This is a genomic window from Acinetobacter sp. ANC 4973 (assembly GCF_002135275.1).
In the GTDB taxonomy this organism is placed as follows: Bacteria; Pseudomonadota; Gammaproteobacteria; order Pseudomonadales; family Moraxellaceae; genus Acinetobacter; species Acinetobacter kyonggiensis.
The window spans coordinates 69,577-92,719 of the sequence record NZ_NEGM01000001.1 but is presented as its reverse complement, the minus strand read 5'-3'; the positions used below and the strand labels follow the sequence as shown (position 1 = coordinate 92,719).

Genomic DNA, 23,143 nt, shown 5'->3' with positions numbered 1-23,143 from the left:
ATTTGGATTTAAATGTGTGTTTTGAATGAATCAAAATAAGAGATGACGATGCTGGATACTGAATTAAATACTCCATCACAACAGGCTCCATTAAGTAAAAAGCCTTTTTTAAAGGGTAATTTACCTTTGGCGATGGGCGCTGCAATTTTGGTTGTGGGTAGTGGTTTTCTTGGCTATTCAATTGGGCATCGGCAAGGTCTAACCGTGGTCGGTTTTGAGGCGGATGCAGAACAACTGGTTGAAGTTGTACAAAAGCAAAAGAGTAGCTTAGAAACACTGAATAAAGGCTTGAATTTAGCAGTACAAGAGCGTGATGTTGCGGTCAGTAATTCAAATGATTTATTTGCTGAGCTGAATCAAGCACGTGTAGATAAAGTTCAATCTGAAGGTTTGGGTGCAATTTATCGTGAAGTATTGCGTCAACGTGGTGGTTTAAGTCTAACCATACAGAATATAGGGATTAAACCATTACCTGATAACGCTTATGAATATGAGCTGGATTTGGTACAAGTGAGTCCCAATAAACGCAGTGCATCTGGTAGTGTTGAATTACATTTAATTCAAGGTACGGAAGTTTTACTTGTACCGATGGAAGACAAAAATTTCAATTTTCAAGATTCAGAGCGTTTAACTGGACGTTGGACAATGCCTAAAGGTTTTGCACCAGAATTTATTGAAGTTCGTTTAACTGGAACCAGTACGCCTGTAATTAAGCGGTTCAGTTGGGGTCGTGGAAAACCGATAGAAAGTCAATCAGCATTTATCTCTGATATTCCTCAAGCAGAAGCCAATGCACAATAAATGTGAATTTTAAATCCTATGCGAATGAATAAACGTCAAAATTGTTTAAATGACATCAAAAATTCTTTTCATCAATCTGGGTATGTCGATTGGCATATTAGTCCACGCTTAAGCAATGAAACGCATGAGGAAGCAGAGGGTGATATTGCAGTACAAGCTGCGAAACCTGAATTAAAGCGTCCACCCATGTATTGTGTTGTTTTAATGAACGACGATTACACACCAATGGACTTTGTAATTGAAATTTTACAACAATACTTCGCTTTGAATCTTGACCAAGCCACTCAAGTAATGCTAACTGTACATTATGAAGGGAAAGGTATCGCAGGCGTTTATCCGAGAGACATTGCGGAAACAAAAGCGAACCAAGTAAATAATTATGCTCGGTCACAAGGTTATCCTTTGCTTTGTCAGATTGAGCCAAAAGATTAAGGGGATTACATGCTCAGTCGTCAATTGGAAGTATCTTTACGTTTGGCTGTTAGCATGGCTCGTCAAAAGAGACATGAGTTTCTGACGGTTGAACATTTATTGTTGGCGTTACTTGATAATGACTCTGCTGTAAATGCGCTTAAAGCGTGTGGTGCAGACATTATTGTTCTTCGCAAAGAATTAGAAGAATACGTTGAACAACATACCCCTAAATTAAGCGAACATAGCGATCAGGCACCACATCCGACTGAAAGTTTTGATCGTATTTTGCAACGTGCGATTTTCCATGTGCAATCTAGCGGTGGTGATCGTACAGTTGAAGGTGCGGATATTCTTGTTGCGATGTATTCTGAACGCGATTCATTTGCTGTTTATTTACTTAAACGCCATCAAATTAATCGTTTAACTTTAACTCAATATTTATCTCACGGTACGCGCAAAGAAGAAGTGCAAGCCGAAGAGGAAGTTGAAGAGTTGGATGGTGAAACATCTGCTTCTGCAAATGCAGGACCACTCGATTTATATACCACGAATTTGAATGTGGAAGCGCAAAAAGGCAAAACAGATCCTTTAATTGGTCGTGAAAAAGAAATTGAACGTGCAGCACAAATTTTATGCCGCCGCCGTAAAAATAATCCGTTGTTGGTGGGTGATCCAGGTGTTGGTAAGACATCGATTGCTGAAGGTCTAGCTTGGCTGATTGTTAATGGTAAAGCACCAAAACCACTTGAAAATGCTGAAGTCTTCAGTTTGGATATTGGGGCATTGGTTGCAGGTACAAAATACCGTGGTGATTTTGAAAAACGGTTAAAACAACTTTTAAATGCTTTGAAGAAGAAACCAGAAGCTATTTTATTTATTGATGAAATTCACATGATTATTGGTGCAGGCTCAAGTATGGGCAGCACGATGGATGCATCAAATTTAATTAAGCCAGCGTTGTCGAATGGTTCATTACGTTGTATTGGTTCAACGACTTTCCAAGAGTATCGTCAGGTCTTTGAAAAAGATCATGCTTTATCACGCCGTTTCCAAAAAATTGATGTCAATGAGCCATCTATTTCTGAAACAATTGATATTTTACGTGGTTTAAAATCTAGATTTGAAGATTTTCATCATGTTCAATATGACGATAGAGCATTGGTTGCAGCTGTGGAATTGTCCGCGAAATTTATTAATGATCGCTTCTTACCAGACAAAGCGATTGATGTAATTGATGAAGCAGGTGCACAACGTCGTTTGAAAGCTGAGCAAGATGATAGTTTAATTACGGTAGAAAATATCGAAGATATCATCTCTAAAATTGCGCGTATTCCACCGAAAACTGTATCGAAAGATGATAAGACTGTATTAATTAATCTTGAACGTGATTTGAAACGTGTGGTCTTTGGGCAAGATACGGCAATTGAAGCACTAGGTTCTGCGATTAAATTATCACGTGCAGGTCTGAAATCACCAGATAAACCTGTCGGTAGCTTTGTATTTGCAGGCCCTACAGGTGTGGGGAAAACTGAGGTAACCAAACAGTTGGCTAAACTGTTAGGTGTGGAATTGGTTCGTTTCGATATGTCTGAATATATGGAGCGTCATGCGGTTTCACGTTTAATTGGTGCACCTCCGGGTTATGTCGGTTTTGATCAAGGTGGTTTATTGACCGATGCCATTCATAAAAGTCCACATTGTGTCTTGCTGCTGGACGAAATTGAAAAAGCACATCCAGATGTCTTTAATTTATTACTGCAAATTATGGATCATGGCTCATTGACCGATAATAATGGTCGTAAGTCTGATTTTCGTAATGTGATTCTTGTTTTAACCACGAATATTGGGGCAGACAGTATTTCTCGCGCCAGTATCGGTTTCATGGAACAAGACAATAGTAATGACAATAAAGACGCAATGAAGAAGGCATTCTCACCAGAATTCCGAAATCGTTTGGATGGAATCATTCAATTTAATGCATTGCCGACGACGGTCATTGAAAATGTAGTGGATAAATTCTTAACTGAATTACAAGCTCAACTTGATGATAAGAAAGTAATTCTTGATGTCGATCAAAGTGCCCGTGAATGGATGGCTGAACATGGTTATGACCGTTTAATGGGTGCTCGTCCAATGCAACGACTCATTCAAGAGCATTTGAAAAAACCACTTGCTGAAATGATTTTATTCGGTGAGCTTGCTGAACATGGTGGTAATGTTGCCGTTTCTGTGAAGAAAGAAAATGGCAAAGCAGTAGGCTTGAAACTCGAAGTATTTGAAGATCAAACGGCTGAACCTGCATAAACACCAGAGTTGATGAAATAACCCGTGTTCGCACGGGTTATTTTGTTTCTACTCACCCTCATCCTGACCTTTTCCCAAAGGGAGAAGGAGAAACTGGTCTATATAGAAAGTTATGGATATTCAAATTACCAAGGTGATTACGACCTTTTGCCTTTTTTTTGTCACGGCGATTGCAGAAATTTTAGGTTGTTATTTCCCCTATTTAATTTTAAACCAAGGCAAGTCACACTGGTTCTGGCTGCCGACAGCATTAAGTTTGGCTGTATTTGTGTGGTTGCTAACGTTACATCCTGCTGCATCAGGTAGAATTTATGCGGCTTATGGTGGGATTTATATATTTACCGCTTTAATGTGGTTGCGTTATGTCGATCAGGTGGTGTTAACCCGTTGGGATATGTTGGGTGGTCTGGTGGTTATCTTGGGTGCGATGATGATTATTTTGCAACCTCAAGGTTTGATACGTTAGATGGCTAACGTATCAAATTATAATTTTAAAATTGACACTCACTGTTTTTAATTTTTAGATCATAGGTTTTATGAGGCGCACTCAATTTGACTTCAATATAATAAGGATTTACGCGTTGGAATTCATGCTCAAAAAATAAATGGCAATTGTTGATTAAGTTTTGTGTGATGAGTTGTTTCACTTCTTTATCGCCAATATCTTCAGCGAATTGTGTGAAATCTGGCGTGGTGATAATGCCTTGGATATCACTGTGATCTGCATATAATCGTAATTGTTCAATCACTGTATTTTGATCAGCTTGATAGGGCATAGTGCGTGAGTCTTCATCACTCATAACAGTTAAAATTTCATTGAGCTTTTTGCTGTCTTTTATTTTATACGATGAGTCTATGATTTGATTTTTGACAAAATATTGATCCAGTTCCGTGCCTTTGGCTTGTGCTGTATGGATTAAAAAGAAAGTACTTAAGCATAAAACGATTTTTTTAAAAGACATGGTTAAAATCAATTATAAAAATTATGGATTTAATTATAGCGATTTGAATATAAAAAAAGCACCCGAAGGTGCTCAATTTTTTAAGAATTTATCACTGAATTAGTCTTTCTTTAAATTTTCATTGAGTAAAAATTCAACCAAAGCTTTTTGTGCATGTAAACGGTTTTCTGCTTCATCCCAAACCACTGCATTTTTATGGTCGAGTAAATTTTCAGAAATTTCTTCACCACGGTGCGCAGGTAAGCAGTGCATAAATAAACAATTTGAATGTGCTAAATCCATGAGTTTTTCATTGACTTGGAAATCAGCAAATGCTTTCTCACGAATTTTTTGCTCTTCCTCTTGCCCCATGCTTGCCCAAACATCCGTTACAATCAGGTCTGCATTGACCGCTGCATCTTCTGCTGAATCAACAAGTTCTACGCAGTGGGCAAATTCTGACAAGAATTTCGCTTGTGGCTCATAACCTTTAGGTGTGGCAATTTTTAATTTAAAGCCCCACATGTGTGCTGCTTCAATATATGAATTACACATATTGTTGCCGTCACCAATCCATGCAACTGTTTTACCTTCGATAGAACCACGATGTTCAAGGAAAGTTTGCATATCAGCAAGAAGTTGGCAAGGGTGATGATCATCAGTTAAGGCATTGATGATAGGTACTTTTGAATAAGAAGCAAAGCGTTCTACGATGTCATGACCAAAAGTACGGATCATAATAATATCAAGCATGCTTGAGATCACACGTGCAGAATCCTCAATCGGTTCACCGCGACCAAGCTGTGTGTCACGAGAAGATAAGAAAATCGCACTACCACCGAATTGACTCATACCTGCTTCAAACGAAACACGTGTTCGGGTACTCGATTTTTCAAAAATCATGCCCATAACTTTACCGACAAAAGGTTGGAACACTTCATTACTATGTTGCTTGCGTTTAAGTTCAATCGCGCGCTGCAAAATCTGGTTAAGTTCTAAAGTCGATAAATCACGTAAGGTCAGAAAATGACGTAGAGCCATGGTTACTCCACAATAATTGCTGAATAAAAAAACAAAACAACAATTAGTTGTTGGTTGGTTAAGTGAAAAAGAATCGATTAATATACTATACGTAGACAGAATTGCAAAAAAACTAGACTTTTTGATGGCCTTCTAAGAAGCGATCTACGCAATAATTGATGTATTTGATGGTTTCTTGATCGTTTTCCTGAACTGGGATACCCATAAGTACGCGCCATTCAATATCACGGATAATCCCAAAATACAGTTGAGCAGAATAAATGGGCTGTTTACATTTAATTATGCCAAGTTCGTCGGCTTTGGTTAAAGCACAGGCTATTGCCATTTGAATATGCTTTGGCCCCTGTTCATGAATATACAGTGCCAGTTCTGGACTGCGCTGAGTCCGTTCAAGAATTAAACGAAGGAAAGCCGCATTTTCTGGAAGCACAAGATGGTGCTTAAAATTCATCAGGGTTTGAACTAAATAGGAGTGTAGATCATCTTTACCTTGTTCAAAAGGCACACAGATATCTTTAAAAAATTGTTCACGGCGATAATCACAAATAGCCGTAAATAAGCCTTCTTTATTACCAAAAAATTTATAAATTGAGGCTTTAGAACCACCTGCATGGTGAACGATATCGTCTAGAGATACTGCATCATAACCACGTTCTAGAAATAACTCATTTGCGCTAAGTAAAAGCGATAGGCATCGTTCATGACCACGTTTTGTTTGTGGCGTGTCGCGACCTAAGGGTTCTGGTTGAGCTAATTCTTGCATATGGCGTATAGAGTCAATAATTAAAAAAATGAAAACATTTGCAATTATAGCAAAAATATGCGCACATTTCTTAAAATAAAGCGGTTGTCTTGTTTTGGTCACAACCATGCAAAATGGAAATAACACTATAGGTTTGGTGAATATTTGACTAAAGTTTTAGAGTAGATGTTCTAAAAAGTCATAGATCTAAATATGTTTATGGATATACTCGAAATTCAATAAATAAAGTGAAACTGTGGAAAGGAATATGACACAACAAATGTCTGCAGGCTTAAGATTTAGACAAGCACTGGAAGTGGAAAAACCCTTACAAATCATAGGTACAGTGAATGCTTATGCAGCCATGATGGCGAAAGAAGTGGGCTATAAAGCCATTTATGTATCGGGTGCAGGTGTTGCCAATTATTCTTATGGTTTACCTGATTTGGGAATGACCAGTTTAGACAATGTGCTTGAAGATGTTCGTCGTATTACTGAACGGGTAGATACACCACTATTGGTTGATATTGATACAGGATGGGGCGGTGCTTTTAATATTGCACGTACTGTAAAGCAAATGATTGCTGCGGGCGCTGCTGCGGTTCATATTGAAGATCAGGTTGCACAAAAACGTTGTGGTCATCGTCCAAATAAAGAAATTGTGACGCAACAAGAAATGGTAGACCGTATTAAAGCGGCTGTCGATGCGAAAACTGATTCGAACTTTGTGGTCATGGCACGTACCGATGCACTACAAAAAGAAGGTTTGCAAGCAGTGATTGATCGTGCTTGTGCATGTGTGGAAGCGGGTGCGGATGCTATTTTTGCAGAAGCAATGACTGATATTACCATGTATAAAACAGTCTGTGATGCAGTCGGTGTACCTGTTTTGGCGAATATCACTGAATTTGGTGATACTCCTTATTACACCACTGAAGAACTGGGTGAACAAGGCATTTCAATGGTGCTTTATCCTTTGTCTGCAACGCGTGCAATGCAAAAAGCAGCATTAGAAGTGATGCGTTCTATCCGTGAAACCGGTACGCAAGTAAATGTATTGGATATTATGCAACAGCGTAAAGAACTGTATGAATTCCTTGATTATCATACCTTTGAAAACACTTTAGATAAATTGTTTAAATAAAATATTCAACATGGAGAATTAAAAAAATGGCTGAAGGGAAAATACTCTCAGGCGCAGGATTGCGTGGACAAGTTGCAGGTAAAACAGCGCTGTCGACTGTAGGTAAAAGTGGTGCTGGTTTAACCTATCGTGGATACGATGTGCAAGACTTGGCTGAAAATTGCCAATTTGAAGAAGTTGCATATCTTATTTTCTTTGGTGAGTTACCAACTGCGGAACAACTTGCAACCTATAAAGCGAAATTAAAATCGCTGCGTCAATTGCCACAAGCATTAAAAGAGGTATTAGAGCGTATTCCTGCGGATTCGCATCCAATGGATGTGATGCGTACTGGTGTTTCAATGCTGGGTAACTTGGAAACTGAAAAATCATTTGCTGAACAGCAAGATGTTGCAGATCGTATTTTAGCAACTTTACCTGCCATTATTTGTTATTGGTATCGTTTTAGCCATGATGGCGTGCGTATTGAAGAAAATACCGATGATGATTCAATCGGTGCGCAATTCCTGCATTTGCTGCGTGGCGAAAAACCGAATGAATTACATGAACAGGTGATGAATGTATCACTTATTCTGTATGCAGAACATGAATTTAATGCATCTACATTTACTGCACGTGTATGTGCGTCAACATTATCGGATATGCATTCATGTATTACGGGTGCGATTGGTTCGCTGCGTGGTCCATTGCACGGTGGTGCTAATGAAGCTGCCATGGAAATGATTGAAAACTGGAGCTCTGCCGACGAAGCTGAACGTGAAATGTTAGGTAAACTTGAGCGTAAAGAAAAGATCATGGGCTTTGGTCATGCCATTTATAAAGATAATGATCCACGCAATGGCATTATCAAAATATGGGCAGAACGCTTGGCGAAAGATGTGGGCGATACGGTACTTTATCCAGTATCTGTGCGTTGTGAAGAAGTAATGTGGCGTGAGAAAAAATTATTCTGTAATGCTGACTTTTTCCATGCTTCGGCTTATCACTTTATGGATATAGCAACTAAACTGTTTACGCCAATTTTTGTGATGAGCCGCGTTACAGGTTGGGCAGCACATGTGATGGAGCAGCGTGCTGATAACCGTATTATTCGTCCAAGTGCGGATTATACAGGTCCTGAACTGCGTAAAGTTGTGCCAATTGAAGAGCGTAGTGCTGCGTAAGTTGCTCAAAGTTTTAATAAAGCCTCTTCGGAGGCTTTATTTTTTAGGCATCAATAAAACAGGATCTTCTATGGTATAACCCGTTTCAAAAGGAAGACCTAAGTATTTCACAGTGGCGATCACTTTCTGTTGATTAGGGATTTTATACGCTTGAGAGATACTCAAGCCTTGGCGATAATCTATCGCTTGATGTATTTGGCTTTTTAAATTTTTATTTGTTAACTGATATGTATAAGTATATTTAGGGATGTATTTATTTGGGTCATACCATGACTTTTCTTTCGATGTGGTTTTATTTAATACTTGAATTTTGATGGTATTTTTAGACAGAGTTGTAAGTGGTTGAAGGCGGTTTTTAATTTTATTAATTTTTTGATTAAACAAATGGTTATCTTGATCATAATCAATTTTTTGGGTTTTAGGGTTGATGTAGAGTGAGTTGACTTGAATGAGCTTTTCAGGATGTTGATTGTTCTTAAATTGATAATAATAGAGTTGTGGTAGACGACCACGACCATCTTCATAATGTTTGAGTAAGTAGACTTTTTGGTCTTGATGATCATAGCCTAATATTTCTATATTTTGCGGTCCACTTACCGTTGCAAAACTGGTGCAGGGCAGAAATATTAAACTGAGCAAACTGGTTTTGAGTTTCAACATAGCTAGATTTCCTCAATCATTTTTATGATGTCTTTTGCAATATATTCGGTTAAGACGGCTAGTCTTTCTGATGGTGTTCCATCAATAAAATAATGAAAATTATAGATCTCATTTAAATATAAAATTGAGATAAAAAATGTACCTTCAGGTTTTATTTCTGTTGCACTACCACCGGGTTTAAGTAACCCAGTACAAGCCACGATTATATCTGCTTGTGTAAATAATATTTTCCCGTGAATAGCCATTGCTTCAGTGACTTCAGCGGATTCAGCAGTATATTTTTCAATGAAAGCTGGCTCAATTTTGAGGATATTGACTTTTGTGGAAGGGTCGTAGCTCACTAAACCACCCAGTAATATTTCTGCACCACTATTTTTATAAATCGAAAATTGGCTTGAAAGATAGCCTGAGCTTGCGCTTTCAATAAAGGCAATCTTTAAATGATTGCTCTCTAATAAATCACAACATTTTTTTATCATCTATTAAACAACATGGGTGAAAAGCGTACGTATTGTAGCCTAAAAGCGATCACCTGATTGTTTGGTAATGATATTATTAATGTCAGCATGCGTTGGCTCACAATATTTTTTAGACCAGTATTTTGTTTCGTCTTTAAATATGTTGAGCGGAATTTATCTCAATAGAATAAAAGACTTGAAATGAATCAGTTTTAATTTATTTGGATATATGTAATCATATATTAATAAAATAGCATGTATGACTTTAATAGTAGATTTGGATTAGTATCGTGGAAATTGTGAAATTTATTAAAAGCTTTAATACCGTAAATACGTATTTATTGCTATCAATGTTTATTTTGGCTGTTATGGTGGTGTACTTTTATTTTATTAATCCTACTTAATGAATCAATATAATCGTTAATTTTTTGATCGTGATGTGGATTTACATTTTTATTTCATAAATTGGTCTGTGTTTTTGGCTGTATTTATTCGTGAATGAACTTAGATTTATTTGAAAAATTCAATCGTGATTCATTCTTATATAATATAGATCTACTCTTAGGTAGTGTTTAAATTTAACGTGTTATCCACCTATTTTTCATATCCTGATTATATTTCAACAAAAATAGATGTAAGACAGCCTCGTGATTCTCTTTCTTCTTTGAAAAGCTCAAAGTTTTTCGTGTAAAACGTCCTAAGCGATTTCTCAGTGTGGCATTAAAGCGCTCAACATGGTTAGTTAACCCTGTATCTTTACCTACAGAACGGTGTGTTTCTGGATCAAACACTTCAGCATAACTTGACCAATAATCACTGTAGGTTGCTAAATTAAAATAGGGAGCAGGAATACGGCAACGCAAATCTGTACATATTTTATCATTACGTTGACCACATACATAAGCAATAACTTGACGTGTACGACGGCAGAGTGCAATCCAAGTCCAAACCTTATGACGACGAGCTTTTACGAAACTCCACAGTTCATCCAGTTCTAGAACATCTGTTGGATCAGCATCAAGTAATTCATCACTCAGTTTCCTGTTGTTTACTTTTTTTTATCCAGCCCATCAGTGTTTCAGGTGCCACACCGAATAAGCGCTGCATGCCTCTTAAACTACCTCGTTCAAGATAAGTATTGATGATGAGTTCTTTCTGCGCTTCTGTATATTTAATTTTAGGTTTGAGCACACTTGAACGACCACAATCTTTACATCTGAACTGTGCATTTCCACTTTTATTGTGTCCATTCTTATAGATATTCGCTGATTGGCAGCGGGTGCATAGGTAGGTTGTAGTTTCTATGATCATTGTCAGTATTTACAGCTTGTGTGGTTTCAGTTGTATTCTAAAATAAAACACGTTGGATCTGAGCACTACCAAATATTTTTTAAAGGAAATTAATAGGCCGAGTAATATAGCGATGATGCAATACAATAAAAAAGTTAACACTAACTTTAATTTAGATGATCAGTTTTATGCGTATTACCGTGATATTGCTTGGCATGTAAAAAATAAATAAATTGATACTCTACTTATGGTGAATGTGTTCCTGACAGGGGGTGATTCAAGCATTTTCTCAAACCAATCGTATTTTGAATGGTAATTATGCTTTTTTAGGTCAACAACTTGACCATCTAAATCACCACTGATACAAATATTTAATTTAGTTACTCAGTAATAATCAACTGACCTACTGTAGCGCCAAATGTATAACTTCTGATTAATTGCCAAGTTTTTACTATCAGAATCTAGCTATCTAAAATATAGATATAAAAAAACCCTAATAAGCATGAAGCAAATTAGGGTATAAACTTTAAATCTTTCTCGTTGGTAGCGGGAGCTGGATTTGAACCAACGACCTTCGGGTTATGAGCCCGACGAGCTACCAGACTGCTCCATCCCGCATCAACGAAGTGACGTTATACGTGTTATTAAGACTTAATACAATCTTTATTTTAAATAAACATTTAAGTCTCCAAAAATCCACTAAATAGCGAGATAATTCAACTAAATCTATCGAATTTATGACTCAGTTATAAATAGAGGGTGAGAGGACTTATATAAAACCAACTTCTTTTTTTCATTTTCCAAATAGGATTTAGGCTCTTCTATCCAAGTGACTTTATCACTAGCAAAATCTGAATTTTTCAAAGCCCAATTAGAAACTAAACCATACATAAAAGTATTATCAGCAAAAATTAATTTTGACTTATTGCTAGTATGACTTATAAACACTTTATGCGTTGGTAAAGATCCAAATATACTAATGTGGGTATATAGATATTTATAAGTATCGTTCATATTAGGAGTATTCGAGTAACGGATCACTATACCAACAATAGCTCATACTAATTCAATTAAAAATTAATAAAATAAGTCCAGTTAGATGACTAACCTTTCAAGTCAATTTCTTATCCACGATTCAAGTTATTTAGAGATAAAAAATCACAAATTCTTCATCTTGCATCTTTTAAAATTGAAAGATAAACAATATTTTTTAAAGATTAGAAAAGATAGCTTATACGATATAGACCGTTGGTTATTTTTTTCATCTTCATAATTTTGATATTTATATTTTCAACAAAATAAGGGCGATGCTGTGGATAATACTATCGAATATATGGGTGCAGATCTATCACGAATTATTGAAATGGCATGGGAGGATAGAACACCTTTTGAAGCTATAGAGCGTGAGTTTGGACTGAATGAATCTGCTGTGATTCGGTTAATGCGGCAAAATTTAAAGTTGGGTAGTTTTAAGTTGTGGCGTGAACGTGTAGCAGGGCGTAAAACCAAGCATTTGCAGTTACGTTCGTCAGAAGTAATCCGTGGTTATTGTACACGCCAGTATAAGCATCATTAACTATAAAATGTGGCAGGATGGTTGAGTCTTTTATTCCACCATCCTACTTGAACTTGTTGAAGTCTTAGGGATTTAGGTTTTTAAAATTAGTCCTTTTATCTACAAGGAATATTTAATTTAAAGTTGATCAAAACCTGCCATGAAATATGAGTTATTCGACTGAAATAAAGATGTTTTATTTCCATTTTATTGGGCTGATTTTCTGAGCGGCGACTGGCGTTTGCATCTTTCAGAGCAGTATTTGACCTCATTCCAGCAGCGTTGCCATTTCTTTCGCCACGTAAAGGGACGCAGACAGTAGGCACAGGTTTTTTCTGGTAGATGCTGTTTTTTCATCAACTTATAATTCATTTAGTCGGCTGAGTAAGTCTTCAGCATGCGCTACGATTTGCTCTTTATTTTGCATTTTATCCAAGCTTTGATAAGTCATTCGCATACGCATATTGGAACGAAAAAACTTTTCATTCTTGATCATAAAATACCAGTACAGACTGTTGAATGGACAACTGTCTGGTTCGGTTTTCGTTTTAATATTGTAATAGCAGTGTTTGCAGTAATCAGACATTTTATTGATGTAATTTTCTGAAGCCGCGTGAGGCTTACTCGCGAGTAAGCCTCTATCTGCATGCATCACCATACATAAGGTATTCGGCAATTCGATCCATTCATAGGCATCGGCATACATCGCAAGATACCATTTACTGATTTGTTGAGGCTGAACCCCACTTAACAAGGCAAAATTACCCGTAACCATCAGTCGCTGAATATGGTGTGCATATGTATGTTCAAAGGTATTTCTAAAACACTCTGTCATACAGGCCATTTGGGTACGACCCGTCCAGTAGTACTGTGGTAAAGGAGTTATGCAGGCGTATATTCCAGCTTCTTGCGCCATACTGAAACTGCGGCTGAAAAATATGGATTGTCTGCATTCGATATTCTTGTGGAGCTAGGCAATCGCCGAATGGTAGGTGGTCAGGAAGATATGATCATTGATGTCGCGCTGAATATGCTTAAGCAACAACAAGCTTAGAACATTGCAGGAATGATGTATGTGAGGAGCTACATCATTCCACTTGATTGAAGAAGTTGTTGAAATGATTCAATATAAAACAATGTATTACCCAAGTTATGATGCTGACTTAAATGCAGTAAAAGAGAATGGTTTATATTTAAAATATATAGAAAAACAAGATCACAGCTTGTGTTATGAGGCAATTAAGCAAAATTCACGAGCAATTCAGTATGTCAAAAACCAGACTGAAGATTTATGTTTAATCTCTGTCCAGAAAAATGGTGATGCTTTACAGCTTATTCATGAGCTAAACCATAAAATCATTTTGACAGCTGTCAGGAATGAAGGGCTGGCACTGCAATATGTATTATTTCAAAATGTAGAAATATGTTTAGCAGCAGTCATTCAAAATGGATTTGCACTTAGATATGTCCGGCAGCAAACAGAACAAATTTGTCAAGTTGCGGTTCAATCCCATCCTCAAGCAATTAAATATGTGAAGAAACAAACGGAAGCTCTTTGCTGTATGGCATTGCGTAAGGATGGCATGGCAATTCGGGATATTCTAAATCCCACTTCTTCAATGTGCCTGATGGCTATTGAAAATAATCCTATGTCTATTCAATTTATTGATAATCCAAGTAAGGATTTATGTGAGTATGCTGTAAAGCTTCGACCTTATGCAATTCAATATATTGATGTGTACTATGAAGACTTATGGATGAAAGCAGTAGAGCAGCGAGCTTATGTGATCCAGTTTTTAAAAGAATATTCAGAGAAAATTTTGAAATATGCACTACATTGTAATCCATTAAGTCTGAAATATATAAAAAAAGAGTTTCAGTCAGAGGTAATTATTAATTTTGCCCTTTCTAAAGATGCAGCAATGAAAAAATATATTCGATAATTTAAACAGTCAAAAAAAGTGTTTATAGTTTTAGAAATAGGATAGTGGTGGTAGTCCACTCAGTACAGAACAAATCAAGTCTATTATTTAATGGGTGAGTTGTTGCAGTGATTAGCTGAAGGCTCAGAGCATTCGCTAATTCGTTCGAAGTTTGGTATTTCATTATGAGTTTGAGTTTATACACCCATTTGCTGATGGCAATGGGCGTATGGGGCGTTTATGGCAAACTTTAATCTTAAACCAGTGGAATCAAATTTTTCTCAATATCCCTGTAAAAAGCTTGATTTATCAAAATCAAAAAGCTTATTACGATGCATTGTAAGCGAGCACAGATCGTTCAGATTCTGCACCTTTTATTGAGTTTATTTTGCAGATGATTTTAGATGCAATAGAAGCAGGTGTGATTGAACGCACCTTTCCTGATAATCCTAAGAGTCCTAAACAAAAGTACAAATTAAAAAATTGAACTATAATTAGGTTAAGGTGATTATTAATATCATAATGAGTTTGTTGTAATGTTATAATATTACAATTATTTTGAGTATAATTTTCTGCTATAATGCCGTACACCATTTCAAATCCTGAATTCGGATTTGAACAAGATTTCTAAGTGATTCAATACACTAAATCTGATGTGGGTCAAAATTGGGTCAATGAAGTTTTTTATTCAATAAAATAGCTTTGGAATGAATGGGTTGGGATTTGAGTTCAATTGACGCCACCCCACCAAATACCTTCCCAAACATGGCAAAATATGCCAAGTTTTGGAACTGAAAGGCTTAATCCTAAAGGGGTTAAGCCTTTTTTTATGCCTAATCATAACCAAACATAAAAGCATATAGTGTTGCTTTCTATGTATCCTTTAATAAAAATTGAACTCAAGAAGGGATACACGGTTAAATGAAAAGATCAGAAATAAAATGCCGTCCTTTGTCTGATATTGTAATTGCCAATCTTAAAGCAGATATAAAAGAGTATCGTGAACTTGATGGGAGTGGTCTTTATTGCTTCGCTCAAAAAAGTGCAAGAGGTTCGTAATGCCTTAAAGGTATACGAAGAAATCCAATACTGGAAACCGACGTATAGACCTTATCGTCGTATCACCTTTTGAGTTAGAGCGTTAAGGTCATCGCTTCAATTGCATTCGAATGATAAATCTATTGGGCAATAAGATCTTCGGGTTACTTTTTAACATATGAGTCTCAAGAAGTAATAACGGTTCAAACTCTAAGTTAGATGTAAAAAATGAAATGTAGTATGATTAAAATACATACAAATTACACAGTTTGATGGGTATCTAAACTTTTAGTAAAGAAGGTTGTATTGATTGCATCTCAATTGCAATGAATGCGTTAAGTGACTATTTTTGTGTGGTCGATATACTAAATTATGAGCATATTCAGTTAAATATCATTTAAATTTTTAACGATGCAGCTTTACTCGCTTTGTAAGCTATTTTGTTGTAATGATCTTATTTGTTATGGAATCTGTGCATTGTGGTACATCATGTTGACGTAACAATTAAATATGATTAAAAATTAATCTACACAAGAATGGTTATGCTTCATTTTAGTTTTAAGTAGATGAGAAATGTGTTGTTTAACTTTAATTAGATCTCACAAACGTGATTTTTTGTTTCGAACAACCTGTGTAAATGCTACAGCACGCGTCCTTATAGTATTTAGTTTAGCTATTCTTGTTGCTGGGTTTAAGGCATTCCTGTACCTATTTCCTGTTTAGTAACAACAGTTCTAGGTGAGCATACAGCCATTGCAGTACATAATTGAAACGTCAGATCTGATTTTGTCGTGAAGGACATGTGCTTCACACGGGTATTGCATGACAGTGATGCTACGCTGACCTCTAGTATATGCCAGCTTTTTATCGTTCTGTGCTGACAACCATATAGAGCAAAAGCGTGTTGCTCGCTCGATTGGTGGGTCTAATCCAGCCGTCTTCTAGGTATTTTCACTCATGATGCAAGGAGAACGTGCTATGAATTTCCCTAAAGTGTTGATGGTGGCTGGATGGATTGCACTGTCTACATCCACAGCTTTCGCCGCCGATCAAATGAGGGTCAAAGGTGGGGCTGATAAGCAAGCCATCGCTAGTGCAATAAGTGCAGCACCGAAAAAAGTGGGCGCAGCGGCCACCGTTGTGGCTATGGGTGCCGATGGACAGATGCGCACCTTGCGAAAAGGCAATAATGCCTTTACCTGTATGCCCGATAACCCGGCTACTCCTGGCCCCGATCCGATGTGCATGGACAAGGCCGCTCTGGAGTGGGCTGAAGCTTGGATTGGCCATAAAACACCGACGGTGGGTAAGGTTGGTTTTATGTATATGCTGGCAGGTGGCACCGATGCCAGTAATATGGATCCTTATGCCAAGAACCCCACTGCTGGTAACCATTGGATCAAGACAGGCCCTCATGTCATGATAGTTGGTGCAGAATCCAGCTTCTACGACATGTACCCAAAGAGTGCTCAGCCAGACACTGCTATCCCTTACGTGATGTGGCCAGGAACGCCTTACCAACACTTAATGATTCCGGTCAAGTGACATTGATATGGGGGATCTTCACCTGATTCAATGGTGAGAACACCCAGAGCCTATTTATGGCTGATCGAGTCGCAGTCATGATTTGGTACGGTCTGATATATTACCAAATGACATCATCCTTCATTCCAGCGGATCGCGTTCAGCGACCGCTGAAATTTAAATTGGGCTAGGGATAGAACAAGATTTTGCCTACACAAATATTTTTAAAATCATTAGCGAGCAGTCAGAAAATTAATTTTTTAATAATTAGCCATAAATTTATCATTTCAATGCTTTAACTGACACCATCTGCAAGCGATGCAGTAATGACTTTAGAGCAACAAGTCACACATTTACAGCAGCAAGTTCAGGAGTTGCAGAGTTTAATGCAACAGCAAAAATAGACCAGTGAAAAAATTCCTGTAGAGCTGCCAATATTGAAAGAAAAATCAGCGCTAAAAACTGATCTCAAGCAGCTAGTGACGAAAGGCGGTGCTGAATTGAGCTATACGAAAATATGCGTACAGATGCGAGCTATCAATTTAAAGGGCCAAGCACCATGTATAACTATATTAGTGCTGTACCTTTAGAAGGTATTGTAAATGAAGGAAATAATTCTGATAAATTTCAAAGTACCTTGAATGCAACGTGATTTGGTTTCAATTTTAAAACTCCAAAAAATGGTGATCACAGCGTTGGCGGTAAAGTTGAAATGGACTTTTTGGGTGGTGCTGGTCGTGACACATTCCGTATTCGTCATGCATATTTAACCTATGACCAATGGTTAGTTGGGCAAACATGGTCAAACTTTAATGCAGTTGAATATTTCCCTGAAACGGTAGATGCATCACTTTTTAGAGGGGGGCTTTAACACGTGTTCCACAAGTTAAATATAGTTATGCTGTGGATAAAAATATGAATCTGGTTTTTAGCTTAGAAGACTCTAAAGCTGAAACCGTAACGACTTCAGGGATTCAGAACTTTACAACCGATGCGAGCAAATACTGGCAATCATTTTGCTGATTTAATCGAACCTTCTTTTAACTTAAAATAAAGAGTTAAAAGAAGGTTGGATTAATATGTTCTATAACCCAGTGAAACCGATTAATTTAGGTGTTGAATATATGTATGGTGAACGTAAAACCTTTACAGATCAAAAAGGGATTGATAACCGTGTAAATTTCACATAAATTTATGATTTCTGAGAGTTATTGACTGTTTGTGGTTAAATATTTTTTATTCAAAATAAGATTTAATTTATTTAAATGTTGTCTATCTATAAGTTAAACAAAACTATTATCAATAGCACTGATTTAAACAAAGTGCTTTAAAGTAGCTTTTCAATATTAGGTGTGGAACAGTAAAAGTCAGATAAAAACCATGACAATACAATCATTACTGTCACGGCTTAAGCTAAAGTGATGATGCTAAAGGAAAGTTTAAGCATTTCGTATAAGTTTTATTATGTTAATTTTAGATAATTTTGAAAATTCATTTCTGATATAATTGATAATAATAATTATTTATACTTTTTATGATGAAAATATTAGATAAGTTACTTGAACTCGAATTGGCAATAGTTTCTAAATTTAGTAAGACAACTCATTTGATCCTTTCTTTCTTATTTGCTGTGGCTTTTACATTTCTAGCCCTATCAATTGAAAACAAAACATATATATGTATTTTTGCTGGGGCTTTACTTTTTTGGCAGAGATATCTTGTTTTAAAGTTGAGAAATCTAAAATGAATGAAAAGCTTAAATGGATTCTAGTTAAAGGTGGACTCTGTTTTTGGCTAAGTTTTGCCCTAATTTCTTATATATGGCAAGTCCATATTAAAGAAGAAACTATTCCTTTTGGATCAGGAGGGGGATTGGTTTTTATTAGTATTATTATGGGGTTGGTTTGGGGGACTGCTATGTATAACTGGTTCGGAAAAAACAAACCTGATTTCTAAGTCTTTGCATAAAAATCGAACTTTATTTTCAGTATTAATTTTACCCATTGAATATAATGGTGCTATATGAAACGCGACCTAAAATAGCTTTGTTTTTTATTTTGTTAAAAATTTAGATCGACCTCAAAAATAGAAAAAAGCTGGCTTGGAAACAAGTCGGCTTTTTTTATCCCAATTTGATATCTTTTACCAATAAATAATCAATATAACACTCTGTTGTGCATTATCCATCGATTGCCCAAACCATCCCCAAATTTATGTGGATAAATCTTGGGGGGGGATTTAAGCATTTGTGTACGCCTAAGCGCACACAAATTCAGGTCTTTTGCGGCTATGCGACTTCAACTCAATTTACTATCATGGGGACATAGAGAGCAGGATGCTCCAAATAACAATAAAAAAATAAGCGACAAGGAATGTAGGTAAGACAGGAGTCATACCAAAGCACCTAATACGAAAAACCCCGACAGGATGTCGGGGTTTTTTTATTGCTTATTTTTGGTGATGTTAAATTCAGATGCAAATTAAGTAAAAATATATGTAGTTCCCATTTATTTAATTTCCTATTTTTTATTGTAAATTTTGATCTTCCAAGCAATTTAAAATTTGAGATGCTAATACTCTAGGTTATTCAATTGGAATTATATGACCTATATTTTCTATTGTTTCTAAACGAGTATTTAGAATTTGATTATACAGCTCGGTTGCTTTCTTAGTTGAGCGAACCTGATCCTGAGTAGCAGATATAATCAGGCTTGAGTACTTAACTTTACCCATGTCGTTCTTAAGGTTAGAGGAAAATTCATGATGGTAAATAAATACTTTTATTGATTTATACAGCCAGCAGTTAATAGGGGAAGGAACCTTCAATTATGTTTTCAATGAAAAAGTCATTATAGGAAAGACACTTTTTTATATTCAACAGAGTAATGAATCATGTATTTGGGGTTTAGTAAATAAAATCATTGTATAAGGTATGAAAAATTAAAAGTTTGTTATAGTGTGCTTAATTTGGCTTTTTATATAAACTAATGTTAAATAATACTTATATTTTTTTTGGGGTGATTTTAGGTTTAACGATTGCAAATGTAGCGGGGGCTGCAACTACAAGCATGAATAACGATCGGTTGAGCTATTTAATACAGCGGGTAGATTATCAGCGTACAAATGATTCTCTTGAAAAATCTGAAAATCAATTATTAGGGCGTGCAAGTTGGAATATTCAATGCTGGGTAAAAAGCAGTGAAGGTACTAAAATTTGCACAATGCGTAAAAATCATATTACGGTAATGCGTATGAATGATAATTACAGCTTAAGTGTTGGCATGAAGCATGAAAAAAACTCGATTACACTGCTTAAAGTTGATAATAATAGTATTTGGCAGACGCGCGAGGGTCTATACCGCGATGCTCAAACAATTATAGATCAGTTCAAGCGAGGCTTCGAAGTGAAAACAGAGTTTAATGCATTTAATACGGCTAAACCTGTTGTAAATGAAGTTTCATTAATTGGTTTTTCTGACGCATTTAATGATATGCAACAGCAGTATAATAAGCTGGATCATTTGGATTCACAGCGCAGATTTTAACAGAATTGCTATAGCCTGCTGTCTTTGAATAAAAGGCGCGGGCTAAGAGTACGATGATTTTTTCAATATGAAGCTTGGACTGTTACCACTCGCCTAGACAAATTTAGTCCATTCATCGTGTCGTATTTTTTGATCATTGGCTTTTCAGTCTTAAGAATTATTTTATCGAGATAAAATTTTATTAAATCAGGAAATATGGATTTGCATATATATGATTATTCGTATATAAATATATATAAATATTTTGTTGAGTTTGAGCAAATGACTGCTACTTCTAAGGTTAAGATGTATCACAATCCTGATTGTGGTACATCACGTAATACACTTGCTTTAATCCGCAATGCCAATATTGAACCTGAAGTGATTGAATATTTAGTTAACCCTCCATCTAAAGCTGAACTGACTCAACTGATTGCTGATGCAGGTTTAATGGTAAGAGAGGCGATTCGTAAGAACGTTGCACCATATTCGGAACTTGAACTTGATCAAGAACGTTGGTCAGATGAACAACTTCTAGATTTTATGCAGTTGTATCCCATTTTAATTAATCGTCCATTCGTCGTCACTGAATTAGGCACTCGCTTAAGTCGTCCATCAGAAGTGGTTTTAGATATTTTACCATTAGCTCAAAAGAATGCTTTTACCAAAGAAGATGGTGAGCAGGTGATTGATGCAAATGGGCAGCGATTGAAATAAAAATTTAATGGATATATGTGAATATTAATATATCCATATGTTTGAGTGAGTGAAAATATGGATCAAATCAATTTTTTTAAATGTTTGGCTGATGAAACTCGATTCAACATTGTCATGTTGGTTGTTGGAAATAATGAGCAGTGTGTCTGTGACTTAACTGAAAAATTACAGCTCAGTCAGCCCAAAATTTCTCGTCATTTAGCATTATTACGTACTTTGGGCTTATTGCAAGACCGACGTCAGGGACAATGGGTTTATTACAGCATTAATCCAAATTTACCTGCTTGGTGTCTAGAAGTACTCAACACCCTTAAGAATGCTGAATTACAGCCAAATGTTGAAATACCTTTTCAGCAAATCAATAGTTATTGCGAGTAGAACAATATGAAATTTCTTTTTTTATGTACTGGAAATAGCTGTCGCAGTATTTTATCAGAAGTGCTTTTTAATAGTCGCGCACCTGAAGGTTGGAAAGCTTATAGTGCAGGCAGTAAACCATCTGGACAAGTGCATCCACTCACCATTGAAACTCTAGAAAACTTAGGTCTTTCAACTGAGGGTTTGTGGAGTAAAACCATCGATGACTGCGAACAATATCAACCAGATGTGGTGATTACCGTATGTGATTCGGCTGCTCAAGAGGCATGTCCGCTTTATTTGGGGGGTGCGATTAAGGCACATTGGGGGTTAGCTGATCCTTCACATTTAGATTTGCCGAAAGAAGAAAAATTAAAAGCATTTCAAGTTACAGTCGAGCATATCAATCGTCGTTTAGCTGCTTTATTTAAACTAAATATAGATGAATTATCTCGCTCAGAATTGATTGCAGCAATTAATCAAATTTCGAATATTGAGTAAGTGAAATGTCTGAAAAACGCTTGTCTTTTTTAGATCGTAATCTGACACTATGGATTTTTATTGCCATGGCGTTAGGTATTGCAATAGGAAACTTTTTCCCTCAAGCCTCTGACGCACTCAATAAATTAAGTATTGATTCGGTGAATATTCCAATTGCGATTGGTCTTATTCTAATGATGTATCCGCCACTGGCAAAAGTGGACTATGCGACGTTGCCGCAAGTCTTTAAGGACAAGAAAACACTAACTCTATCCTTAGTACAAAACTGGCTGATCGCTCCCGTGCTCATGTTTGTATTGGCAATCATATTTTTGCATAGTTATCCAGAATACATGACGGGCGTAATCCTGATTGGCTTAGCGCGATGCATTGCGATGGTTCTGGTTTGGAATGGGTTGGCCTGTGGTGATAATCAATACGTTGCGGCGCTGGTCGCTTTTAATAGTATTTTTCAAATTTTATTCTTTAGTACTTATGCTTGGCTATTCTTGACTTTCTTACCACCCTACTTTGGGATTGCAGGGCAAGTCATCAATGTCGATTTTTGGACCATTACCCATGCTGTTCTGGTTTATCTCGGTATTCCGTTTTTATTGGGTTTCTTAACGCGATTAATTTTGGTGAAACAAAAAGGCGTGGAATGGTATCAAACCAAGTTCATTCCAAAAATCAGTCCTCTGAGTTTGATTGCATTGCTGTTCACGATTTTGGCCATGTTTAGCCTAAAAGGTGGTGATGTTGTAAGTCTACCAATGGATGTTTTACGAATCGCGATTCCTTTAACGATTTACTTTGTCTTGATGTTCTTCATTAGCTTTTTTATGAGCAAATGGATGGGCAATGATTATCCTAAAACAGCAGCAATCTCGTTTACTGCGGCTGGAAACAACTTTGAATTAGCACTTGCTGTTGCAATTGCAACTTTTGGTTTAGCTTCACCTGTTGCTTTTACCACGGTCATTGGTCCATTGGTTGAAGTTCCTGTGTTGATTGCCTTAGTGAGTATTTCACTCTGGCTTAGAAAAAAATACTTTAAAGAGGCCTAAT

At 36.5% G+C, this 23,143-nt stretch carries 26 protein-coding genes, 1 tRNA gene and 4 pseudogenes; 21 read left to right on the top strand and 10 right to left on the bottom strand.

Annotated features, from left to right (window positions below):
* Positions 1-48 precede the first annotated feature (48 nt).
* From B9T30_RS00500 to B9T30_RS00485, 4 genes are all read left to right on the top strand, one after another.
* Positions 49-801, top strand: coding sequence for a DUF6776 family protein (locus B9T30_RS00500; RefSeq protein ID WP_086163973.1), 753 nt, complete (start codon positions 49-51; stop codon positions 799-801).
* A gap of 18 nt (positions 802-819) precedes the next feature.
* A complete protein-coding gene (gene clpS / locus B9T30_RS00495) occupies positions 820-1,233 on the top strand; it encodes an ATP-dependent Clp protease adapter ClpS (RefSeq protein WP_004651813.1) in 414 nt (137 codons plus the stop codon).
* A gap of 9 nt (positions 1,234-1,242) precedes the next feature.
* A complete protein-coding gene (clpA, locus tag B9T30_RS00490; RefSeq protein WP_086183301.1) occupies positions 1,243-3,519 on the top strand; it encodes an ATP-dependent Clp protease ATP-binding subunit ClpA in 2,277 nt (758 codons plus the stop codon).
* A 112-nt stretch (positions 3,520-3,631) separates the two neighbouring features.
* Positions 3,632-3,985: a YnfA family protein gene (locus B9T30_RS00485; protein ID WP_086183300.1), complete on the top strand. Its 354-nt coding sequence runs from the start codon at positions 3,632-3,634 to the stop codon at positions 3,983-3,985.
* Between the two features lie 25 nt (positions 3,986-4,010).
* On the opposite strand, the gene B9T30_RS00480 is transcribed toward B9T30_RS00485, so the two are convergent.
* The 3 genes from B9T30_RS00480 to B9T30_RS00470 form a co-directional block, all read right to left on the bottom strand.
* Positions 4,011-4,481: a hypothetical protein gene (locus tag B9T30_RS00480; protein ID WP_086183299.1), complete on the bottom strand. Its 471-nt coding sequence runs from the start codon at positions 4,479-4,481 to the stop codon at positions 4,011-4,013.
* A 99-nt stretch (positions 4,482-4,580) separates the two neighbouring features.
* Entirely contained in the window at positions 4,581-5,501 is a 921-nt protein-coding gene (gene argF / locus B9T30_RS00475; protein ID WP_074944792.1) for an ornithine carbamoyltransferase, read from the bottom strand.
* Between the two features lie 112 nt (positions 5,502-5,613).
* Positions 5,614-6,264 carry a TetR/AcrR family transcriptional regulator gene (locus tag B9T30_RS00470; RefSeq protein WP_086183697.1) on the bottom strand — a complete coding sequence of 217 codons (651 nt, stop codon included), beginning with the start codon at positions 6,262-6,264 and terminating at the stop codon, positions 5,614-5,616.
* 247 nt (positions 6,265-6,511) lie between these two features.
* On the opposite strand from B9T30_RS00470, the gene prpB reads away from it, so the two are divergent.
* Entirely contained in the window at positions 6,512-7,387 is an 876-nt protein-coding gene (gene prpB, locus B9T30_RS00465; RefSeq protein WP_004651820.1) for a methylisocitrate lyase, read from the top strand.
* A gap of 26 nt (positions 7,388-7,413) precedes the next feature.
* Complete coding sequence (gene prpC / locus B9T30_RS00460) at positions 7,414-8,550, top strand: 2-methylcitrate synthase (protein ID WP_086183298.1); 1,137 nt, start codon at positions 7,414-7,416, stop codon at positions 8,548-8,550.
* 36 nt (positions 8,551-8,586) lie between these two features.
* Here the strand turns inward: prpC and B9T30_RS00455 are convergent, their stop codons facing one another.
* The 5 genes from B9T30_RS00455 to B9T30_RS00435 form a co-directional block, all read right to left on the bottom strand.
* The gene (locus tag B9T30_RS00455) at positions 8,587-9,210 is read right to left on the bottom strand and encodes an aminotransferase (protein WP_086183297.1); all 624 of its coding nucleotides are present in this window, start codon (positions 9,208-9,210) and stop codon (positions 8,587-8,589) included.
* Between the two features lie 2 nt (positions 9,211-9,212).
* A complete protein-coding gene (locus tag B9T30_RS00450; RefSeq protein ID WP_086183296.1) occupies positions 9,213-9,689 on the bottom strand; it encodes a CinA family protein in 477 nt (158 codons plus the stop codon).
* A gap of 557 nt (positions 9,690-10,246) precedes the next feature.
* Positions 10,247-10,660, bottom strand: a complete 414-nt coding sequence (locus B9T30_RS16835) for an IS1 family transposase (protein ID WP_413772548.1) — start codon at positions 10,658-10,660, stop codon at positions 10,247-10,249.
* 37 nt (positions 10,661-10,697) lie between these two features.
* Positions 10,698-10,979, bottom strand: coding sequence for an IS1 family transposase (locus B9T30_RS00440; RefSeq protein ID WP_086183294.1), 282 nt, complete (start codon positions 10,977-10,979; stop codon positions 10,698-10,700).
* Positions 10,980-11,499: 520 nt separating this feature from the next.
* Positions 11,500-11,576 (bottom strand) — tRNA-Met (locus B9T30_RS00435).
* 715 nt (positions 11,577-12,291) lie between these two features.
* Here B9T30_RS00435 and B9T30_RS00425 point away from each other — a divergent pair.
* Positions 12,292-12,534: a TIGR03643 family protein gene (locus B9T30_RS00425; RefSeq protein ID WP_143223188.1), complete on the top strand. Its 243-nt coding sequence runs from the start codon at positions 12,292-12,294 to the stop codon at positions 12,532-12,534.
* Between the two features lie 186 nt (positions 12,535-12,720).
* On the opposite strand, the gene B9T30_RS00420 is transcribed toward B9T30_RS00425, so the two are convergent.
* Both B9T30_RS00420 and B9T30_RS00415 read right to left on the bottom strand, forming a co-directional pair.
* The gene (locus B9T30_RS00420) at positions 12,721-12,870 is read right to left on the bottom strand and encodes a DUF2256 domain-containing protein (protein WP_086183696.1); all 150 of its coding nucleotides are present in this window, start codon (positions 12,868-12,870) and stop codon (positions 12,721-12,723) included.
* Between the two features lie 4 nt (positions 12,871-12,874).
* Positions 12,875-13,396: pseudogene (locus B9T30_RS00415) on the bottom strand (hypothetical protein); the annotation flags it as partial.
* On the opposite strand from B9T30_RS00415, the pseudogene B9T30_RS00410 reads away from it, so the two are divergent.
* The 14 genes and pseudogenes from B9T30_RS00410 to arsB all read left to right on the top strand — a co-directional run.
* Positions 13,397-13,567: pseudogene (locus tag B9T30_RS00410) on the top strand (4-hydroxy-2-oxovalerate aldolase); the annotation flags it as partial. It abuts the pseudogene before it with no gap.
* 43 nt (positions 13,568-13,610) lie between these two features.
* The gene (locus B9T30_RS00405; RefSeq protein ID WP_086183291.1) at positions 13,611-14,456 is read left to right on the top strand and encodes a DUF4116 domain-containing protein; all 846 of its coding nucleotides are present in this window, start codon (positions 13,611-13,613) and stop codon (positions 14,454-14,456) included.
* A gap of 142 nt (positions 14,457-14,598) precedes the next feature.
* A pseudogene (locus B9T30_RS00400) lies at positions 14,599-14,922 on the top strand (Fic family protein); the annotation flags it as partial.
* 513 nt (positions 14,923-15,435) lie between these two features.
* The gene (locus B9T30_RS16780; protein ID WP_264754372.1) at positions 15,436-15,567 is read left to right on the top strand and encodes a hypothetical protein; all 132 of its coding nucleotides are present in this window, start codon (positions 15,436-15,438) and stop codon (positions 15,565-15,567) included.
* An 884-nt stretch (positions 15,568-16,451) separates the two neighbouring features.
* A complete protein-coding gene (locus B9T30_RS00395; RefSeq protein ID WP_086183290.1) occupies positions 16,452-17,018 on the top strand; it encodes a hypothetical protein in 567 nt (188 codons plus the stop codon).
* 496 nt (positions 17,019-17,514) lie between these two features.
* On the top strand, positions 17,515-17,649 hold the full coding sequence (locus B9T30_RS16830; RefSeq protein WP_413772543.1) for a hypothetical protein: 135 nt from the start codon (positions 17,515-17,517) through the stop codon (positions 17,647-17,649).
* Between the two features lie 60 nt (positions 17,650-17,709).
* Positions 17,710-17,868 carry a hypothetical protein gene (locus B9T30_RS16825; protein ID WP_244516288.1) on the top strand — a complete coding sequence of 53 codons (159 nt, stop codon included), beginning with the start codon at positions 17,710-17,712 and terminating at the stop codon, positions 17,866-17,868.
* Positions 17,869-18,058: 190 nt separating this feature from the next.
* Positions 18,059-18,187, top strand: a pseudogene (locus B9T30_RS16595) (DcaP family trimeric outer membrane transporter); the annotation flags it as partial.
* 553 nt (positions 18,188-18,740) lie between these two features.
* Positions 18,741-18,953 carry a hypothetical protein gene (locus B9T30_RS00380; RefSeq protein WP_086183288.1) on the top strand — a complete coding sequence of 71 codons (213 nt, stop codon included), beginning with the start codon at positions 18,741-18,743 and terminating at the stop codon, positions 18,951-18,953.
* 1,031 nt (positions 18,954-19,984) lie between these two features.
* Positions 19,985-20,542, top strand: a complete 558-nt coding sequence (locus B9T30_RS00375; RefSeq protein ID WP_086183287.1) for a hypothetical protein — start codon at positions 19,985-19,987, stop codon at positions 20,540-20,542.
* Positions 20,543-20,803: 261 nt separating this feature from the next.
* The gene (arsC, locus tag B9T30_RS00370; protein ID WP_086183286.1) at positions 20,804-21,238 is read left to right on the top strand and encodes an arsenate reductase (glutaredoxin); all 435 of its coding nucleotides are present in this window, start codon (positions 20,804-20,806) and stop codon (positions 21,236-21,238) included.
* 57 nt (positions 21,239-21,295) lie between these two features.
* Complete coding sequence (locus B9T30_RS00365; protein WP_086164393.1) at positions 21,296-21,616, top strand: metalloregulator ArsR/SmtB family transcription factor; 321 nt, start codon at positions 21,296-21,298, stop codon at positions 21,614-21,616.
* Positions 21,617-21,622: 6 nt separating this feature from the next.
* Positions 21,623-22,096: an arsenate reductase ArsC gene (locus B9T30_RS00360; protein ID WP_086183285.1), complete on the top strand. Its 474-nt coding sequence runs from the start codon at positions 21,623-21,625 to the stop codon at positions 22,094-22,096.
* 5 nt (positions 22,097-22,101) lie between these two features.
* Positions 22,102-23,142, top strand: coding sequence for an ACR3 family arsenite efflux transporter (gene arsB, locus B9T30_RS00355; RefSeq protein WP_086183284.1), 1,041 nt, complete (start codon positions 22,102-22,104; stop codon positions 23,140-23,142).
* Position 23,143 lies beyond the last annotated feature (1 nt).

Bases quoted from the DNA above. Each gene is read 5' to 3' on its own strand.
- B9T30_RS00440 (WP_086183294.1), bottom strand. From the start codon at position 10,979: ATGATCATAGAAACTACAACCTACCTATGCACCCGCTGCCAATCAGCG.
- B9T30_RS00450 (WP_086183296.1), bottom strand. From the start codon at position 9,689: ATGATAAAAAAATGTTGTGATTTATTAGAGAGCAATCATTTAAAGATT.
- clpA (WP_086183301.1), top strand. From the start codon at position 1,243: ATGCTCAGTCGTCAATTGGAAGTATCTTTACGTTTGGCTGTTAGCATG.
- arsB (WP_086183284.1), top strand. From the start codon at position 22,102: ATGTCTGAAAAACGCTTGTCTTTTTTAGATCGTAATCTGACACTATGG.
- prpC (WP_086183298.1), top strand. From the start codon at position 7,414: ATGGCTGAAGGGAAAATACTCTCAGGCGCAGGATTGCGTGGACAAGTT.
- B9T30_RS00480 (WP_086183299.1), bottom strand. From the start codon at position 4,481: ATGTCTTTTAAAAAAATCGTTTTATGCTTAAGTACTTTCTTTTTAATC.
- B9T30_RS00375 (WP_086183287.1), top strand. From the start codon at position 19,985: ATGTTAAATAATACTTATATTTTTTTTGGGGTGATTTTAGGTTTAACG.
- prpB (WP_004651820.1), top strand. From the start codon at position 6,512: ATGACACAACAAATGTCTGCAGGCTTAAGATTTAGACAAGCACTGGAA.
- B9T30_RS00395 (WP_086183290.1), top strand. From the start codon at position 16,452: ATGAATTTCCCTAAAGTGTTGATGGTGGCTGGATGGATTGCACTGTCT.
- B9T30_RS00470 (WP_086183697.1), bottom strand. From the start codon at position 6,264: ATGCAAGAATTAGCTCAACCAGAACCCTTAGGTCGCGACACGCCACAA.
- B9T30_RS16825 (WP_244516288.1), top strand. From the start codon at position 17,710: ATGGACTTTTTGGGTGGTGCTGGTCGTGACACATTCCGTATTCGTCAT.
- arsC (WP_086183286.1), top strand. From the start codon at position 20,804: ATGACTGCTACTTCTAAGGTTAAGATGTATCACAATCCTGATTGTGGT.
- B9T30_RS00380 (WP_086183288.1), top strand. From the start codon at position 18,741: ATGAATGAAAAGCTTAAATGGATTCTAGTTAAAGGTGGACTCTGTTTT.
- B9T30_RS00365 (WP_086164393.1), top strand. From the start codon at position 21,296: ATGGATCAAATCAATTTTTTTAAATGTTTGGCTGATGAAACTCGATTC.
- clpS (WP_004651813.1), top strand. From the start codon at position 820: ATGCGAATGAATAAACGTCAAAATTGTTTAAATGACATCAAAAATTCT.
- B9T30_RS00500 (WP_086163973.1), top strand. From the start codon at position 49: ATGCTGGATACTGAATTAAATACTCCATCACAACAGGCTCCATTAAGT.
- B9T30_RS00425 (WP_143223188.1), top strand. From the start codon at position 12,292: ATGGGTGCAGATCTATCACGAATTATTGAAATGGCATGGGAGGATAGA.
- B9T30_RS00485 (WP_086183300.1), top strand. From the start codon at position 3,632: ATGGATATTCAAATTACCAAGGTGATTACGACCTTTTGCCTTTTTTTT.
- argF (WP_074944792.1), bottom strand. From the start codon at position 5,501: ATGGCTCTACGTCATTTTCTGACCTTACGTGATTTATCGACTTTAGAA.
- B9T30_RS00360 (WP_086183285.1), top strand. From the start codon at position 21,623: ATGAAATTTCTTTTTTTATGTACTGGAAATAGCTGTCGCAGTATTTTA.
- B9T30_RS00455 (WP_086183297.1), bottom strand. From the start codon at position 9,210: ATGTTGAAACTCAAAACCAGTTTGCTCAGTTTAATATTTCTGCCCTGC.
- B9T30_RS16830 (WP_413772543.1), top strand. From the start codon at position 17,515: ATGCGTACAGATGCGAGCTATCAATTTAAAGGGCCAAGCACCATGTAT.
- B9T30_RS00420 (WP_086183696.1), bottom strand. From the start codon at position 12,870: ATGAAAAAACAGCATCTACCAGAAAAAACCTGTGCCTACTGTCTGCGT.